At 36.2% G+C, this 14,524-nt stretch carries 20 protein-coding genes and 1 pseudogene; 4 read left to right on the plus strand and 17 right to left on the minus strand.

The annotated features are described in order from the left end of the window. Positions 1 to 20: 20 nt before the first annotated feature. The 12 genes from ACGHCK_RS00790 to ACGHCK_RS00845 form a co-directional block, all read right to left on the minus strand. Positions 21 to 1,616 (minus strand): DEAD/DEAH box helicase, encoded by a 1,596-nt coding sequence (locus ACGHCK_RS00790; RefSeq protein WP_271328048.1) that lies wholly within the window; start codon positions 1,614 to 1,616, stop codon positions 21 to 23. After that, positions 1,617 to 1,847: a hypothetical protein gene (locus tag ACGHCK_RS00795; RefSeq protein ID WP_271328049.1), complete on the minus strand. Its 231-nt coding sequence runs from the start codon at positions 1,845 to 1,847 to the stop codon at positions 1,617 to 1,619. Positions 1,848 to 1,858: 11 nt separating this feature from the next. Beyond that, complete coding sequence (locus ACGHCK_RS00800) at positions 1,859 to 2,461, minus strand: hypothetical protein (protein ID WP_271328050.1); 603 nt, start codon at positions 2,459 to 2,461, stop codon at positions 1,859 to 1,861. Positions 2,462 to 2,481: 20 nt separating this feature from the next. Continuing rightward, positions 2,482 to 3,477, minus strand: coding sequence for an ATP-binding protein (locus ACGHCK_RS00805; RefSeq protein WP_271328051.1), 996 nt, complete (start codon positions 3,475 to 3,477; stop codon positions 2,482 to 2,484). Positions 3,478 to 3,486: 9 nt separating this feature from the next. Beyond that, a complete protein-coding gene (locus tag ACGHCK_RS00810) occupies positions 3,487 to 3,777 on the minus strand; it encodes a DUF4313 domain-containing protein (protein WP_271328052.1) in 291 nt (96 codons plus the stop codon). Positions 3,778 to 3,779: 2 nt separating this feature from the next. Continuing rightward, positions 3,780 to 4,391 carry an HNH endonuclease gene (locus tag ACGHCK_RS00815; RefSeq protein WP_271328053.1) on the minus strand — a complete coding sequence of 204 codons (612 nt, stop codon included), beginning with the start codon at positions 4,389 to 4,391 and terminating at the stop codon, positions 3,780 to 3,782. 9 nt (positions 4,392 to 4,400) lie between these two features. After that, the gene (locus tag ACGHCK_RS00820) at positions 4,401 to 5,681 is read right to left on the minus strand and encodes an AAA family ATPase (RefSeq protein ID WP_271328054.1); all 1,281 of its coding nucleotides are present in this window, start codon (positions 5,679 to 5,681) and stop codon (positions 4,401 to 4,403) included. Between the two features lie 96 nt (positions 5,682 to 5,777). Beyond that, positions 5,778 to 5,984, minus strand: coding sequence for a hypothetical protein (locus ACGHCK_RS00825; protein ID WP_271328055.1), 207 nt, complete (start codon positions 5,982 to 5,984; stop codon positions 5,778 to 5,780). A 12-nt stretch (positions 5,985 to 5,996) separates the two neighbouring features. After that, entirely contained in the window at positions 5,997 to 6,194 is a 198-nt protein-coding gene (locus ACGHCK_RS00830; RefSeq protein ID WP_202229928.1) for a hypothetical protein, read from the minus strand. Between the two features lie 16 nt (positions 6,195 to 6,210). Continuing rightward, positions 6,211 to 6,459 carry a hypothetical protein gene (locus ACGHCK_RS00835; RefSeq protein ID WP_271328056.1) on the minus strand — a complete coding sequence of 83 codons (249 nt, stop codon included), beginning with the start codon at positions 6,457 to 6,459 and terminating at the stop codon, positions 6,211 to 6,213. A 10-nt stretch (positions 6,460 to 6,469) separates the two neighbouring features. Further along, positions 6,470 to 6,661: a hypothetical protein gene (locus ACGHCK_RS00840; RefSeq protein ID WP_271328057.1), complete on the minus strand. Its 192-nt coding sequence runs from the start codon at positions 6,659 to 6,661 to the stop codon at positions 6,470 to 6,472. Positions 6,662 to 6,673: 12 nt separating this feature from the next. Next, positions 6,674 to 6,865: a hypothetical protein gene (locus ACGHCK_RS00845; RefSeq protein ID WP_271328058.1), complete on the minus strand. Its 192-nt coding sequence runs from the start codon at positions 6,863 to 6,865 to the stop codon at positions 6,674 to 6,676. A gap of 299 nt (positions 6,866 to 7,164) precedes the next feature. Here ACGHCK_RS00845 and ACGHCK_RS00850 point away from each other — a divergent pair, with 299 nt between their 5' ends. The 4 genes from ACGHCK_RS00850 (at position 7,165) to ACGHCK_RS00865 (ending at position 10,342) form a co-directional block, all read left to right on the plus strand. Then, positions 7,165 to 7,506, plus strand: a complete 342-nt coding sequence (locus tag ACGHCK_RS00850) for a helix-turn-helix domain-containing protein (RefSeq protein ID WP_271328059.1) — start codon at positions 7,165 to 7,167, stop codon at positions 7,504 to 7,506. A 13-nt stretch (positions 7,507 to 7,519) separates the two neighbouring features. Then, the gene (locus ACGHCK_RS00855) at positions 7,520 to 7,948 is read left to right on the plus strand and encodes a hypothetical protein (protein WP_271328060.1); all 429 of its coding nucleotides are present in this window, start codon (positions 7,520 to 7,522) and stop codon (positions 7,946 to 7,948) included. A 59-nt stretch (positions 7,949 to 8,007) separates the two neighbouring features. Beyond that, positions 8,008 to 9,063, plus strand: coding sequence for a type I restriction endonuclease (locus tag ACGHCK_RS00860; protein ID WP_271328061.1), 1,056 nt, complete (start codon positions 8,008 to 8,010; stop codon positions 9,061 to 9,063). 124 nt (positions 9,064 to 9,187) lie between these two features. Next, positions 9,188 to 10,342, plus strand: a complete 1,155-nt coding sequence (locus ACGHCK_RS00865) for a tyrosine-type recombinase/integrase (protein WP_271328062.1) — start codon at positions 9,188 to 9,190, stop codon at positions 10,340 to 10,342. A gap of 103 nt (positions 10,343 to 10,445) precedes the next feature. Here the strand turns inward: ACGHCK_RS00865 and ACGHCK_RS00870 are convergent. The 5 genes and pseudogenes from ACGHCK_RS00870 to ACGHCK_RS00890 all read right to left on the minus strand — a co-directional run. Continuing rightward, a pseudogene (locus ACGHCK_RS00870) lies at positions 10,446 to 10,784 on the minus strand (sugar phosphate nucleotidyltransferase); the annotation flags it as partial. Positions 10,785 to 11,262: 478 nt separating this feature from the next. Next, positions 11,263 to 12,237 carry a transcription antitermination factor NusB gene (gene nusB / locus ACGHCK_RS00875; protein WP_251421246.1) on the minus strand — a complete coding sequence of 325 codons (975 nt, stop codon included), beginning with the start codon at positions 12,235 to 12,237 and terminating at the stop codon, positions 11,263 to 11,265. Then, positions 12,230 to 12,631 (minus strand): Asp23/Gls24 family envelope stress response protein, encoded by a 402-nt coding sequence (locus tag ACGHCK_RS00880; RefSeq protein ID WP_202229917.1) that lies wholly within the window; start codon positions 12,629 to 12,631, stop codon positions 12,230 to 12,232. Before ACGHCK_RS00880 ends, nusB begins: the two co-directional genes overlap by 8 nt. An 87-nt stretch (positions 12,632 to 12,718) precedes the next feature. Next, entirely contained in the window at positions 12,719 to 13,276 is a 558-nt protein-coding gene (efp, locus tag ACGHCK_RS00885) for an elongation factor P (RefSeq protein WP_251421247.1), read from the minus strand. Positions 13,277 to 13,431: 155 nt separating this feature from the next. Then, positions 13,432 to 14,481 (minus strand): M24 family metallopeptidase, encoded by a 1,050-nt coding sequence (locus ACGHCK_RS00890; RefSeq protein WP_251421249.1) that lies wholly within the window; start codon positions 14,479 to 14,481, stop codon positions 13,432 to 13,434. Positions 14,482 to 14,524: the final 43 nt, after the last annotated feature.

A 14,524-nucleotide genomic window follows, 5' to 3' on the forward strand; every position in this document is an offset into this window, starting at 1 on the left:
TAGCCTATGGGCTGGCTTTTTTATCTCCCCTCAAACTCTCTTGGATTGATATCTGCTGGAATCCGCCAACCATTAGCCGCAATTCTATCAATTAGCCTACTTGCATTTTCAAATTGCCAAGTTCCCACATGATAAAAGCCTCGACTTTCCAAGAAACGAATTTGTTTTGGTGTTGTTAATCCCGCCGCTCTGCGTTTATTCAATTTATCCAGTAGTATCTTAGCTTTACCCGCATTTTCGATTTCTTCCGGAAAAATTCCAAATTTTTCAAGAGCTGCAATTTGTTTGTCAGAAGCTGGCGCCATTTCCCAAGCAAACGATGGACTATAGTTAATCAAGTCTTCAGATTGAATAGACATTTCAAATTGAAGGGGATCAACCAGTTTTCTTTTTCGTTTTTTCATCGCTGCTAACTTTTCTGCTAGAGAATTTTCACGGTCTTGGATCACTTCATTTTCTGCCATTTTCGCAACTTCTTCTAAATCAAAGGGAATCGGTTCTGCCTTTTCTTCCAGATTTGTCATTTTGTCGGTCATCTTTTTGGCCACTTCTTCATCTTTGGCGATTAAATGAGCCGGATGTACCAATTCATGACGTTCAGTGTGCCAAAGAAAGTCCAATATTAAACAATCTTCTTTCCCTTCCGCAAGTCGGAGACCACGCCCAATACATTGCACATAGAGAGGACGTGATTTCGTTGGTCTTAACATAACCACACAGTCCACTTCTGGTGAATCCCAGCCTTCAGTAAGCAACATTGAATTGCACAAAACGTTGTATTTGCCATCGTCAAAGTCTTTAAGAATTTCTGTACGGTCTTTTGATTCTCCGTTGACTTCTGCAGCTCTAAATCCTTTTTCGTTAAGGATATCTCTAAACTTTTTAGAAGTCGCAACTAATGGAAGGAAGACAACTGTCTTTCTGTCTTTACAGTGTTTCATCATTTCATCCGCTATCTGATAAAGATAAGGGTCTAGAGCGCTGCCCACTTCACTGGCTTTAAAATCACCGGCTGATATGGAGACAGACGACAAATCGATTCTAAGCGGTATAGTCAGAGCCTTCATAGGTGCTAAATATTTATTTTTAGTTGCATCAGGCAAAGTGTACTCATAGGCCAATGTTTCAAAAAATTCTCCAAGATTTTTCTTATCCGTTCGATCAGCTGTTGCTGTGACTCCCAAAACTTTTGCTTCCTCAAAGTAAGAGAATACTTTTTGATAACTGGAAGCCAAGACGTGATGTGCTTCATCGACAATAATTGTGTCATAGTAGTCTTTAGGAAATTGCTCTAAACGTGATTCACGCATAAGAGTTTGAACACTCCCTACGGTCACGCTATAAAATGAATTTTTAGCTGTTTGTTCTGCCTTTTCAACAGCTGCTCTTAGTCCTGTTACCTTATAGAGCTTATCTGCTGCTTGGTCTAACAACTCCCCACGATGTGCCATGATAAGCACACGCTCACCTTTCCTAACTAAGTCTTTAGTTAAATCAGAAAAGGTGACTGTTTTTCCTAACCCAGTAGGAAGAACGAGCAGCGTCTTCTTAACGCCGCTCTCCCATTCTTCTTTAATTTTTTGATTGGCTTCTTTTTGATATGGACGTAGTTCCATCTAATCCTCCAAATCTAGCTGCATTTGTGGGTTAGCCTCATTATCAAGCTTATCTCGCATAGCGAATGCAGCTTCAAACTCTTCATCTTCAGTAAACTTCACAGTAACCGCATTAGAATTCATTTTGTAGGAGAAATCTTTATTGTTGTCCAATAGCCATTGAATAAAATTTTTAGTTGCTTGCTCAAACTGAAAAGTAAATTTACCTGTAATTGTTTTTTCAACGAACATTTCAAGCCTCCTTAAAAGTTATATGTGCCTTGTTGCGGTTCGCCAGTATTATCTGGAAACGGTGTAATATTCGGCTGTGGCTGTTGCATACCTGAAGCAGCTTGTTGCATTGGTGGTTGTTGGTAGCTTTGTTGTGGCATTTGCTGACCTTGTGGCGCTGTGTTTTGATAATTTGGTGTTTCTGGTTCAAGGAAACTGTCGATTCGGTTAGTTTGGGCATCCTTACCCGAACGGTCCTTATAGTTTTCAACAATAATTTTCACCTTGCCCCGAGCACCGAGGACACTCCCCCAATTCATTTTTACTTTACCTTCTGCATTTTTAGGTGCACCAATAGAAGTAAAGAACTGATTAATCTTCCATTGCATCTTTTTATAAAGATAAAATCTTTCTGTCAAAGTTGTTGTCTCACCAGTTGGAGCCGCTATTTCAAACGTTACTGTTGCCATAGGGGCATTAGCTGGCACCTTACTTTCACGGTTTGCTGGCTTTTCATAAATACCTTTTTCTAAATTAGTGATTACAAAAGGATACTCTCCCTCCGGTAACAAAACGAAAGGACTGCCTTCTTCTACTTCATCATCCCAGTCTAGAATTTCCATATCATTATTCATTTTTATATCCTCCTTTTGGTTTAGTAAGTTCTTTTAGATTTAATTTCCGCAAAAATTTTGTCCCATTGTGCAATTAAGCCACCTTGAATTAAATCATCCGGATAGTCTCGAATTAACATTTCATAGGGCTTGAATCCTTTCTCAGCTACAAGACTACGAATTTCTTCCTCAGTGACTCCATTTGTTTGCATAAGCTGTGCAAGTTCTTGGGGGATAGCAGAATCAATTGCCAGCGGCTCACGAGTAAATGGATTATCTTGCGGCACTTGTGAAATCTTATCAACAACTTGGGTTGGCTTTTCTTTTTGGAAAATATGCGCAATTGCTTCATACTCAAGCGGCAACTTCTCTGGTAGGTTATGCCGATTTTTAGCATCCCAAGCTGGGTGATGCGTTGTGAACATTACACGTTTCCCACCGGTAGCTTTTTTGGATTTTGTTTTACTATCTGTGACAATCGTGGTTTCATAGTTAGCAAATAGCACCATGTCCGCCCATTCTTTTAACAATGGCGCACACTGCTTAGAAAGTTTAAGCTGGTAGCGATCAAATGCCCCCATTTCATCTGGCTTTTCAAACTTTTTAATATCTGCATGAGCTGTAACTACCACATTTATGCCTTGTTCTGTCAATTCAGAAAGTAAATTGAGTAATTTACCAAATTCTTCTTTTACCATGGTATATCCTTTACCATAGCTCAAATCTTCAATAGAACTGATATTATTTCGAGCACATACTGCTTGATTAGCCAATGTTTCCGCCCAATCTGCCGTATCAATGACTAAGGTTTCACATACCTTACTATGCTTGATGTACTTTACTTCATCCAGCAACATCTGCCAACTTTGTGGTTTGTCTAAGCGTTTGACATCCATATTTGAGGTTGATCCTTCAGTATCAATAAACACTGGTGAAGGAAACTGTGAAGCAAGAGTTGATTTCCCAATTCCCTCTACTCCATATAAAACTACTTTTTGAGCGATAGCAGTTGGACCGCTTGAAATGTTAAAATTCATTTATTCCTCCTATAATTTCCAGGTAACCATCGGATAAGTTACAAATCCACTTCTTAATTCCATGCCAGTTTTTTCTATAATTCCTTCTTTTACTAATAGCTCCAGTAGTTCTTCACCTTTATACAGGTTAATATCAAAGAACTGGCTATTTTCAAATACCGGAAAATCAAGATTGACAGTTAGAACTGCATAAAGTTCTTTACTCTGAGTTTCTGCAGCTACTGCTAGACTTTGATCGTGAGTGTAAGTCGTTTTAGTCAGAACTAATTGTTTACCGTCAAAGGTTATTGTTTTACTCACTTCTATACTCCTTCTAGTATTTCAAGATACATTTTATTACGCTTAGTTTGGCATCTTACATAATTTCTAAACGGATCGTGATTGTCAGTGTAATTTAAATAGATTGTATTAGATTTGATACGTGCACTTATTTCCTTGACTAATCTTTCCTTTTCTCCTTCATAGAAATAAAGATACCCACCGCTTGTGATTTGATGTCCAGATAACGCATTATGAATTCGAATATAATCTTTAGTCTTATAACTTATTTCTTGAATTTCTATTTCTCTGGTAGCGATATTTACTCGAATTATATTTTTTCGATTCGGATGTTTCCTGCCTATATGAGTTTTTTTATTTAGTTCTGCCTTTGTCATCCCTTTTAGATTTTCCAAACGGCTATTGAAGCCATTACCATCTATGTGTGTGACACATTCTGGTGCATATCCATGAAACGTTTCAAAGACTAGACGACTAACAATTTTTGTAAAAGGCAGATTATCGTAAAAAAGAATTACCATATATCTCCCACGATTGACTCTACGCTTTAAAAATTTATTGGTTATATAAGAGTATATTCTTCCGTCCTTTGTAGCTCCATAATCTGGATAATTTGGTATTTGTCTTATTTCCATGGCTATACCTCAAAATTGATATTTGGGTTCTTCTGGTTCGACTGGACGAGAAGAGGCACTTGTTGCTTGTACCCTCTCCTCACTATAACCGTCAGAGATAATAATGGAACACTCATCACCTGTTGAAACTCGTGTTGCAATAGCTTGGAGTTGTTCTTGTTCTAACCATTTTCCAAACTCCTCTAATGTCTCAAGGTCCATCTGCTCCAGTTTGTCGATTAGAATGAAACCACATTCAGGCTTTAGCTTGCGCACAATAGCCGTAGAAACTTTGAGCTGTTCAGCCCCTGACATATTATCCCAGCGCTGTCCTTTATAAAGCAGCTCTCCATCAGAAACGGATAGTCCAGGCAAAGGAAGCTCCGCATCATCAAGCAATTTTCTTTTATCTTTACGAATATTTTCAATAGCTTCGTTGAGTTCTAGATACTGATTTTTATACTCCTGCGCATCCTCAAACGCCTTATCTTTATCCAGATTGGCTCGAACCTTGCGATTGATTTCATCCACCTGCTCAATATTGCGCTCTAACTCTTCTGTTGACTCATCATGTAAATCTAGTGCTGATTTTTCAGCAATTACAAGCTGTTGGTCAACTTTAGCTTTTTCTTCAATCAGTCGAGCTATTTCCGAATCAAGTTCTGCTTGTCGTTGTTTTAGGCTATCTCTCTGGGCTCTAATTCGCCCATTTTCAGCATTTTTTGCAAGTATAGCTTGTTGTTGCTTAATGAGTTCCGAAGCACTGACAAGCTCATGAGGAGCCTCTGGATAATACGTTTGTTCTTCTGCGAACTTCTTTTTTTGGTCAGCAATTTGTCCAATCATATGCCGCTCATTATAGAGTTCTTTTTCTTTTTGCTCTAAAGCAAGTAATTGCTCGCCTACCCCAATAATCTGTAATAGAGTTTTAGCTTTTTCTGAACTGGACGACTGCATGAACTTAGGCAAATTTATGGCCAACTCTTCAACAAATTCATTAAGCAACTGTTGTCCAGCTTTATTTCCACTTGGATCAATAACTTTTAAATCGCTGTTCTTTCCATCCCTACGAACTTCTAGCCCATTGCTCATCGTAATGTGCAAACGAGGTGGAAGAACACTGCCTTCACGATGAGGTTGACTAGGCTTGAATTTATTTCCTCCCAATGCCCAAGCAATAGAATCAAGGATGGATGTCTTGCCTTGTCCATTACGCCCACCGATGACTGTCAAGCCATTTTTCGTGGGTTCAAGCTTGACTGCTTTAACCCGTTTTACATTTTCAATTTCAAGTTTGTTTATTTTTATCATATTCCCTCCGAATTTGTGATATAATCAGAGTAGAATCCCTCCAAGGTTTCTACTCACTCCTAGTTACCGCTAGGAGTTTTTTGTTTTTTACACTCACTATCCCATCCTCGCTTCTTGGACTATTGATGTAAAACCATGAAATCGAGAACTCAATCGTCCTTCCTCAGCCATTGTTTCTCTTGAAGATAACTCTGTCTTCAAGTTACGGTTTTCATTACGTAATTTACGATTTTCCATCATTAGTGCTTGGATTTCCATTTGTTGCTTTTTAAACCATAAAGATTGGTCATTTTTATAAGACATTTTCTACTCCTTTTACTTATAGAGATAGATTCCAGAAAGTTTCATTTTTGAACGCTTAGCAATTGCTTTAGCTTCGTTGTATGCATTGATTCTCATAGGTTGAAACAAGTCTACGATGAAATCTTTATTTACAGTCACAGCTTTCTTTGTCTTTGGATCAAGTTGTTTGCGTTTGGCAGTAAGTACTGCATAAAATTTTCTTTTGTACATTTATATTCCCCTGTTTCTAGTAATCAACCCAAAACATATTTTTCTCGGCCTCAGCACTTCGCCAAGCGTTATATACTTCTGCGTTGATATACACCTCTCTGTTGTTGACTTTGGCATAACCATTCTTAAACTCAGAATCTCCAGCAGTCATTTTCCTCATTCTAGACTGATAAGTTCCCTCGCTCATAGGTTTACCATTCATACCAAATTTCTTTTTAAACTCTGCTTTTGTTAGCCAATTTTCATCGGCTAAATTTAGTGCCATATAACCTCCTTTACTTCTTGTCAGTAATTTCTACATGCTTAAGAGCAAACTCAAGCAAGCGATTTGTAACTTCAAACAGTGTAATGTTTGTCTGCTTACAAATTTTGTCAATGGCTTGGTAATTATATCCATCTACTTTGACAGTAGTTCGCATATCACTACCAGGTGCTCGAACCTCGAATTCTAGTTTTTTGGCTTCCATTTTGTTTCCTTTCTAACGAAGTTTGAAATCATCAATTATTTTTAAAATAATTTGATGAGCTTTTGGTGTTTGTAAACGTCCTGACAAGATATCAATCATGACGTTTTTAGCAATTCCATATTTTGCAGCTAAGCTCATTTTCTCAATTCCAGATTCTTCAATGAATGAATTGACTAACTTTAGACCATTGTCACTTGTTGGCATTTTTTTGTATCTCCTTTCTTATATATTTTTGTATAGGAAAAAGTTAGTGTTTTTATATATTTATATTTGACACATTTAGACAAATACTCTATAATAAAAGCATAGTTAAAACACCTAATAAAAACTTTATAAACATTCTTGGCGGAGCGTTTAAAGTGCTTTTTATAGGTCTATTTGCTAATCAAAATACTAACTTATCTCTACAAGATATATAATATACTTTTTCTCTAAAATTGTCAACCGAAAAATAGAAAAAAAGTATAAATATTTTTCTTGTACTCTCTGAAAGGTTGATACAAGTGAATTTATACGAAAAAATAAAAGAGCTAGCAGCTCAAAAAAAGATGTCAATAAAACAATTAGAGGAACATTTAGGTTATGGAAATGGAGTTATTGGTCGATGGAAAAATTCTAATCCAGGCATCGATAAAATCCAAGCTGTTGCAAAATTCTTTAATGTTTCTGTTGACTATCTGCTTGGTAATGAAGAAGCTACTGATGTTCCAGAGCTTACGATAGACCAAATTTTGGACAGTGTAGAAAATTATTCTGGTGGGGAACTTAGCGAATCTGACCGCGAGATGCTACGTATTATCATCGAGACCAAGAAAGCTGCTGTGGATAAAGGGATAAAAAAATAGAGGTCGCTCATATATGGACTGGAAAGATATCGTCAAACAAACAGGAATTGAGGTTATCTGGATAGACAAAGAATATAGTGAAAAAGGATCATATATACCAAAGTGTTCACTTTATCCAAATGGTGCAATTATTCTCAATTTAAACACCCACTCGGATCAAGTTGAGTACATTGCTCTTCATGAAATAGGACATCTGGTTTCTGGTAAATCCTTATCACTAGTTAATAAGCGTCTTGTACACCTCGAACACTGTCGAAATGAAGCAAAAGCTAACCGTTTCTTGCTTCGAAAAATAGCTCCTGATTTCGTAGAAGCTAATGAGTATAATCGTATTTGGGCAACCCCAGAAAAACTTTGTACTTGCCTTGGGCTAAGAAATACTTTTGAAAATCTCAAAATCGCTCAAGAAGAAATAGACGATGCACTTTGGAATGCATTGTAAATAATAATAATTTATATAAGTACGTGCGCTAATCACGATAAAAGGGGAAGGAGAACTTTATGGAATTGGAAAAATTAAAAGAAAACCTTAAATCACTGGGAACACGTGTTGAAAACCTAGCTCCTAGTATTACGAATGAAGAACAAACGAAAAATGCCTTTATCATGCCCTTTTTCCAAATACTTGGATATGATGTATTTAATCCTCTAGAATTTGTCCCAGAATTCACAGCAGATGTTGGTATCAAAAAAGGCGAAAAAGTTGATTATGCAATGGTTGTTGATGGTGAACCACAAATACTCATTGAATGTAAATCAATAAATGAAAAACTTACAAATCATGACTCACAACTTTTCCGATATTTTGGGACTACAAGTTCTAAATTTGGAATCCTTACTAATGGACAGGAGTATCGCTTTTATACAGACCTTGATGAAAAAAACAAAATGGATAAAACGCCGTTTTTAACCATTGATGTCACAAAATTCAAAGATAACCAATTTCTTGAGATAGCTAAATTTCATAAGGATAACTTTGACATATCCAAAATAACATCGTCTGCTTCCGAGCTTAAATACCTTAATAATCTTAAAGACTTTCTTTCTGATAATATTGATGAACCAAGTGAATCTTTTATAACTTACCTAATATCCCAAATTTACGATGGTAGGAAAACAAAAAATACCATTGAAGAATTTACTCCTATAATCAAAAAAGGATTCAACCAGTTTATTACCGAACGTGTAAATGAAAAATTATCTGCTGCTTTAAATACTAATGTAGAGTCAAAAACTTCTCAATCTGAAGAAATAGAAGTTACTAATGAACAAGATGATGGTATTATCACCACTCCAGAAGAACTGGAAGCTTTTACAGTTTTTAAAGTCACAGCGAATGACTTAATTGATGTAAATCGTTTATTTTACAGAGATACAAAAAGTTATTTTGGAATTTTAATTGATGATAATAATAGGAAATGGATTTTTAGATTTTATCAAAAAGCCACTAAAAATTTGATAGAAATTCGTGATCAAGGAACCTATGAAATTGATAATCCACTAGATATTGCTAACTATAAAGACAAAATAAAAATTGCTATAAACAACTATAAATAAAACGAAAAAAAGCCGCCCAAGTTTGGCGACTGTGGGGCGGCTTTAAACAAGGTTACAGAAAAAAACACGGCTTACGTGAAGTTTTCATGTACTCTATTTTACATGAAAAAGGAGTGAATTTCAAATGTGGATAGAAAAAAAGATAAATCCAGAAACAAACAAAGTAAAATATTTATTTAGAGAAAAATATAATGATAATTTGACAGGTAAAAAGCGGACAATTTCCGTAACATTTGATAAGAATACTCGTGAAACGAGAACAAAAGCTCAGAAAATCCTATTATCAAGAATTTCACTTCGCCAACAAGACAGCTCTCGTTCACTAAAGACCATCACTTTTGAAAATTTGGCCAACAAATGGTTTGAATATTATAAAAAACAAGTCAAAGATTCTACTGTCTATTCTGTACAAGGCCAAGTGAAAATTGTAATTGAAATGGTTGGCAAAGATACACTCCCTGCGAAAATCACTCCACAATATTTACGGCACAAATTTGAAGAGATTATGTTCAGCGACACAAGTAAACACAAAGTTTCTACCAGCTACGCCCGTTCTCTTAAATCACGTTTAAATGCAATTTTTAATTATGGCATTGATCACCACTATTTGATAGAGAATCCTATAGATAGACTAAAGATTCCAAATAAGAAAAAAGAAGCACATGTAGTAACTGAATTTTTTCTTGAAGAAGATGAGCTAAAAAATGTGATGAACTATCTCAAAAATCATAATATGCGCTATTATCTTTTTTGTCAATGGCTATACCTCAATGGTTTACGTTTCGGTGAAGCAGCAGCAATGCTCAAATCTGATGTAATAATAACCGAAGAACAGAGTTATTGCAAAGTTACAGGGACTCTTGATTATGCCGGAAAGAAAACCAAGAGTCAAACGAAAAGTTCTCAGACAAAAACTAGTTCTGGTATGCGAGAGGTTGAATTGAACTCTCAAGCCATAAAAATATTTCAAGAAGCTTGTAAGCTTTCCAAGAACTCTGAATATATCTTTACGACCTCAAACCAAACTCCACTCTCCATTGCTGCGCTCAATACTTACTTTAGAAAGCATAAGGAAAAAATGAACCTTAGTCAAGATAAGCGCATATCTACCCATATATTTCGACATACACATGTTTCTAAACTTGCTGAACTAGATATTCCCCTTCATATTATTCAGCGTCGTGTAGGACATGCTAATGAGGATATAACACGAGATATCTACTTGCATATTACCTCAAAAGCAAAAGATAAGACCAAAAAACTGCTAGAACTACTCTAGCAGTTTTAAACTCAATTGGCCCACTTTAGGCCCACTAGAAGATATGATTTTATAAAAATACTCCGAAAAAGCTATTATTAAGCCATTTATTTTTAAAACTAGCAATATAAGCGATATTCTGATAAATAGCATGCGCTGTTCCTTCAAAATACTTGCTTCCCTCTGCTGAAGAATAAGGTTGCAAAATTGTTACGTCACTGTTAACGCCATTTAATCCCCAAGGCGCCCCATTTCCGATATGTTCATTAAGTACCAAAGGTTCATATTGTGTAATGACACCGACATTTTTAACGTTTGAATTGACACAGTTGGACAGGGCAAAATCAATGATACGATAACGCCCTCCAAAGGGCACAGCTGGTTTTGCAACATCCTTGGTCAGCTTTCCCAGACGCGTTCCTTGTCCTCCTGCAAGAATAAGTCCAAGCATTTCTATTCCCATAACAGACCTCCATCTTTGTAGCATTAGAAATTTTTTATCAACTTAATACAAGTTTATATAATTAAAATAGCAAAGTCAAATGTTTTTAATATAAAACTCATTTTACTTTTATAAACAAAATGAAATTTTGTGAGAAACACTACCAGAAAAAGCTGTTATTCATCCATTTTATAAGATTTATGGTATAGAAAAGATAATCTTTTAAAACACATTATTCAAACTCATAATTATAAAGAAAATTTAATTTTTCATTTTCAACTTTCCATAAAAATAAGATTGATATTTTGACAAAAGTTTCATTACGTTATATATCCAAAAATTCAGAAAACTTATGATTTTTTTTGAGACTCAGTGAGCCTTAACAGAATTTCCACATATAAGTGACCTAATATGGTTTAATTATAATATTTTACAAGAAAATTTACCAACATTTACGCAAAAAGACACAGAAATGTAATCATTCTGTGTCTTCAATATATTATTCTTTGATTAAATTTGTCAACATTCCATTAATAAATTTACTTGATTTTTCATCACTAAAATCTTTTGCTAATTCAATAGACTCATTAATGGCAACGAGATTCGGTGTTTCTGTGAATAAGATTTCATAAGCACCTAAGCGGAGCAAGACCTGCTCAATCATTGTCAAGCGAGAAAAGCTCCAGCCTTTAGCCAAATATTCCGACAAGGCAGAATCAAGACTGTTTTGCTTTTCTAAGACACCATCAACTAATTCTGTGAAATAAGCGGGTGCTTCTACTGGCTCATCTGTATCATTATCGTAATTCAAGGCAAAAGCTTTTGCTTGAACCAAGATATCCTGAGAAGCTGTAGCAAACTTTGGTTCAGTCATCGCCAAAATTTCTGCAACTTCATCTTGAACGGTCAGAGGTTTAAAAAGCTCAACTGTAATCTTTTCACGAACACTTGAATGTACATCAGAGAACACCTTATTAAAAACTTCTAGTTTTTCTTCTGGAGTTTCAGCTCTGAAGCTTGCACGCAAGAAATCACGAACACGAACCGCAATGTTTTCTTCTTCCAGCTCGATATTAAAAAGGCGTACCAAATTCAAATTCAAGAAGATATCTTTGTATAAATCAACAGCTTCTTGATCCGTCATACGTTTAGTGTAACCGCCAAAATCACGGATAAAGCTCAATGCTTTATAAACTGCTGTTTTTTCACGATTAGGGATATCCAAAATTTCATAAATCTTGTCAATTTCTTTTAAAGGCTTTGTGAAAAAACGCGGAAAGTCACGGACTGGGATGCGCTCATCCTTATAGGCAATATCAAAGCGAATTGGCTTTGCCAATTCACGATTAATTTTTTCTATGTTGTTCTTAAACTCTGTCAGAACAGTTTCTGACATGGCTTTTCGGATATAGTATTCAAAAAGTGTTTGCACTGCACGCTGACGAATATTATGTTGCGTTAGCTTGTTAGGCATCAAAGAAGCCCTCATCAAACAAATCGTCAAAGCTTGGTTTTGGTAATTTTTCAGGAACAATACCTACAACATGGATGTTCACATCATCAATTACAATTTCTGTTGCTTGTTCAACTGCTTCTTTCACTTCTTTTTGAATATTGAGAGCTACTTGTGGCACGTTAATGCCGAAAGCCAAGTAGACATAAATATTAACAATAACCTTATCTTTTTTGCTTTCGATATAAACACCACGGCCTTCTGATTTTTTGCCGAGACTGTCTGAAAAGTGCTTGTTGCGTAATGCATAAACACCGTCAATTTTTGCAGTTGTGATGCCGATAATGACTTCAAGAACTTCTGGTGCAATAACGATTTCACCAAGTTCTGCAGTATGAACAGTTGTATCTGTCATCTTCTCTCCTCTATCTTTTCTTTTGCTTCTCCACGGAGCTGAGCTTTTATAGCACCTCAATATAAGTGAGGTCTAACAATAAACTGCTTATGCACGTTTAAGGTATTCACCCGTTTGTGTGTTAATTTCGAGCTTTGTTCCTACTTCTACAAAATCAGGAACGTTAACGACCAAACCAGTTTCCATCGTTGCTGGTTTACCTGAACCTGTCACTGTTGCACCCTTAATAGAAGGTTGAGTTTCAGTTACTTCAAGAACAACAGTTGTTGGCAATTGGATACCGATGACCTCTGTGCCATAAAATTGGATTTTTACATCTGTATTTTCAAGAACATAGAGCAACTCTTCTTTGACTTGTTCAACTGGAATTTCGTATTGATCATATGTTTCATTGTTCATGAAGAAAGCTGTATCGTCCATTTGATAAAGGTATTGTGCAGCTACTGTATCAATAACTGCTTGTTCAAACTTGTCTTCTGGACGGTATGTGTCGTCAAATGTAGAGCCTGAACGTACATCACGTAATTTCATACGCATGATTGTGTTACCTTTACCTGGTTTGTGATGACTTGCTTCCATAACACGGAGAAGCTTGTCTCCGTTCAAAAATGTCATTCCGGCTTTGAGGTCTTTTGCTGCTACCATAATTATATATATCTCCTAGTGAATATTCTATTTACTGCTCAAAGAGGCAGCCTTTAACAACTCATTTTAGCACAAATTCACCCTTTTTTCAAATTTCTGTTTATTTGCTAAAGGGAGCGTTTAAAGTAAATAGAGCTTTGCTTCAAGATATTAGATCAAAGTATCAGAAGTTCTTTTGGCGATTGTGTCAAGACTTGACAGCCTTCCTCAGTGATAAGTAAATCATCCTCTATCCGGACACCACCAAAGTCAGGAATATAGATTCCTGGTTCATCAGTAACGACCATGTTAGACTTGAGTGTTCCTTTTGCTTTGGCGCCAAAATAAGGAATCTCGTGCACATCTAACCCTAAACCATGACCGATACCATGTGTAAAGTACTCTCCATATGAGGCTGCTTCAATCACATCACGTGGTACCTTGTCAAAGTCAGCCAGAGTCATACCTTCCTTTGCTTCTGTGATTAAGGCTTCATTTGCCTGATGCACAGTATGATAAATTTCTCGCATCTTTGGATCGACCTCACCAACGAAGACGGTTCTTGTCATGTCACTCGCATAATGATTGTAGTAGCACCCGAAATCAATAGTTACAGGATCACCAAACTCAATCATTTTGTGAGTGGCTACACCGTGCGGCAAACTGCTGCGTTTTCCTGAAGCCACAATAGTATCAAAAGAAATACCGCTTGCACCCATTTCTCGCATTTTGAAGTCAAGAAAATTAGCGACTTCTATCTCTGTTCTTCCCGGCTCGATATATTTCAGTACAGCTTCAAATGCCTTATCAGCAATTTGACAAGCTTTCTTGATTGTGGCGATTTCATCTGAATCTTTAATTTGGCGTAACTCTGCTACAAAGTTAGCTGTAGGAACCAGCTTGGCATTCTTTAATTTTTCAGCCAACACACGATAAAATGCAAAATCAACAGTATCTTCAAAACCAACGACTTGAAGTCCTTCAGCAAGCTTTGCAATTTCGGCCAAGGCATCCCGCGTCTGGATAATCTCAAAACCCGTAATTAATTGACGTGCAATCCCAATATAACGATCATCAGTCATAAAGTAGGAATGATCTGCTGTCATGAAAACCGTTCCAGCCGTACCTGAAAAACCAGTCAAATAGTAGATATTTTTCATGTCAGTCAAGATTAAGCCCTCTAAATTTTCTCGTGCTATTTTTTCTTTTAAGTTACTGATTCTCATAGATTTCTCCTTTTCATTTGGGGTAGCTAACTCTATTATAACA

The sequence above is a fragment of the Lactococcus muris genome, assembly GCF_042849115.1.
Lineage (GTDB): Bacteria > Bacillota > Bacilli > Lactobacillales > Streptococcaceae > Lactococcus > Lactococcus muris.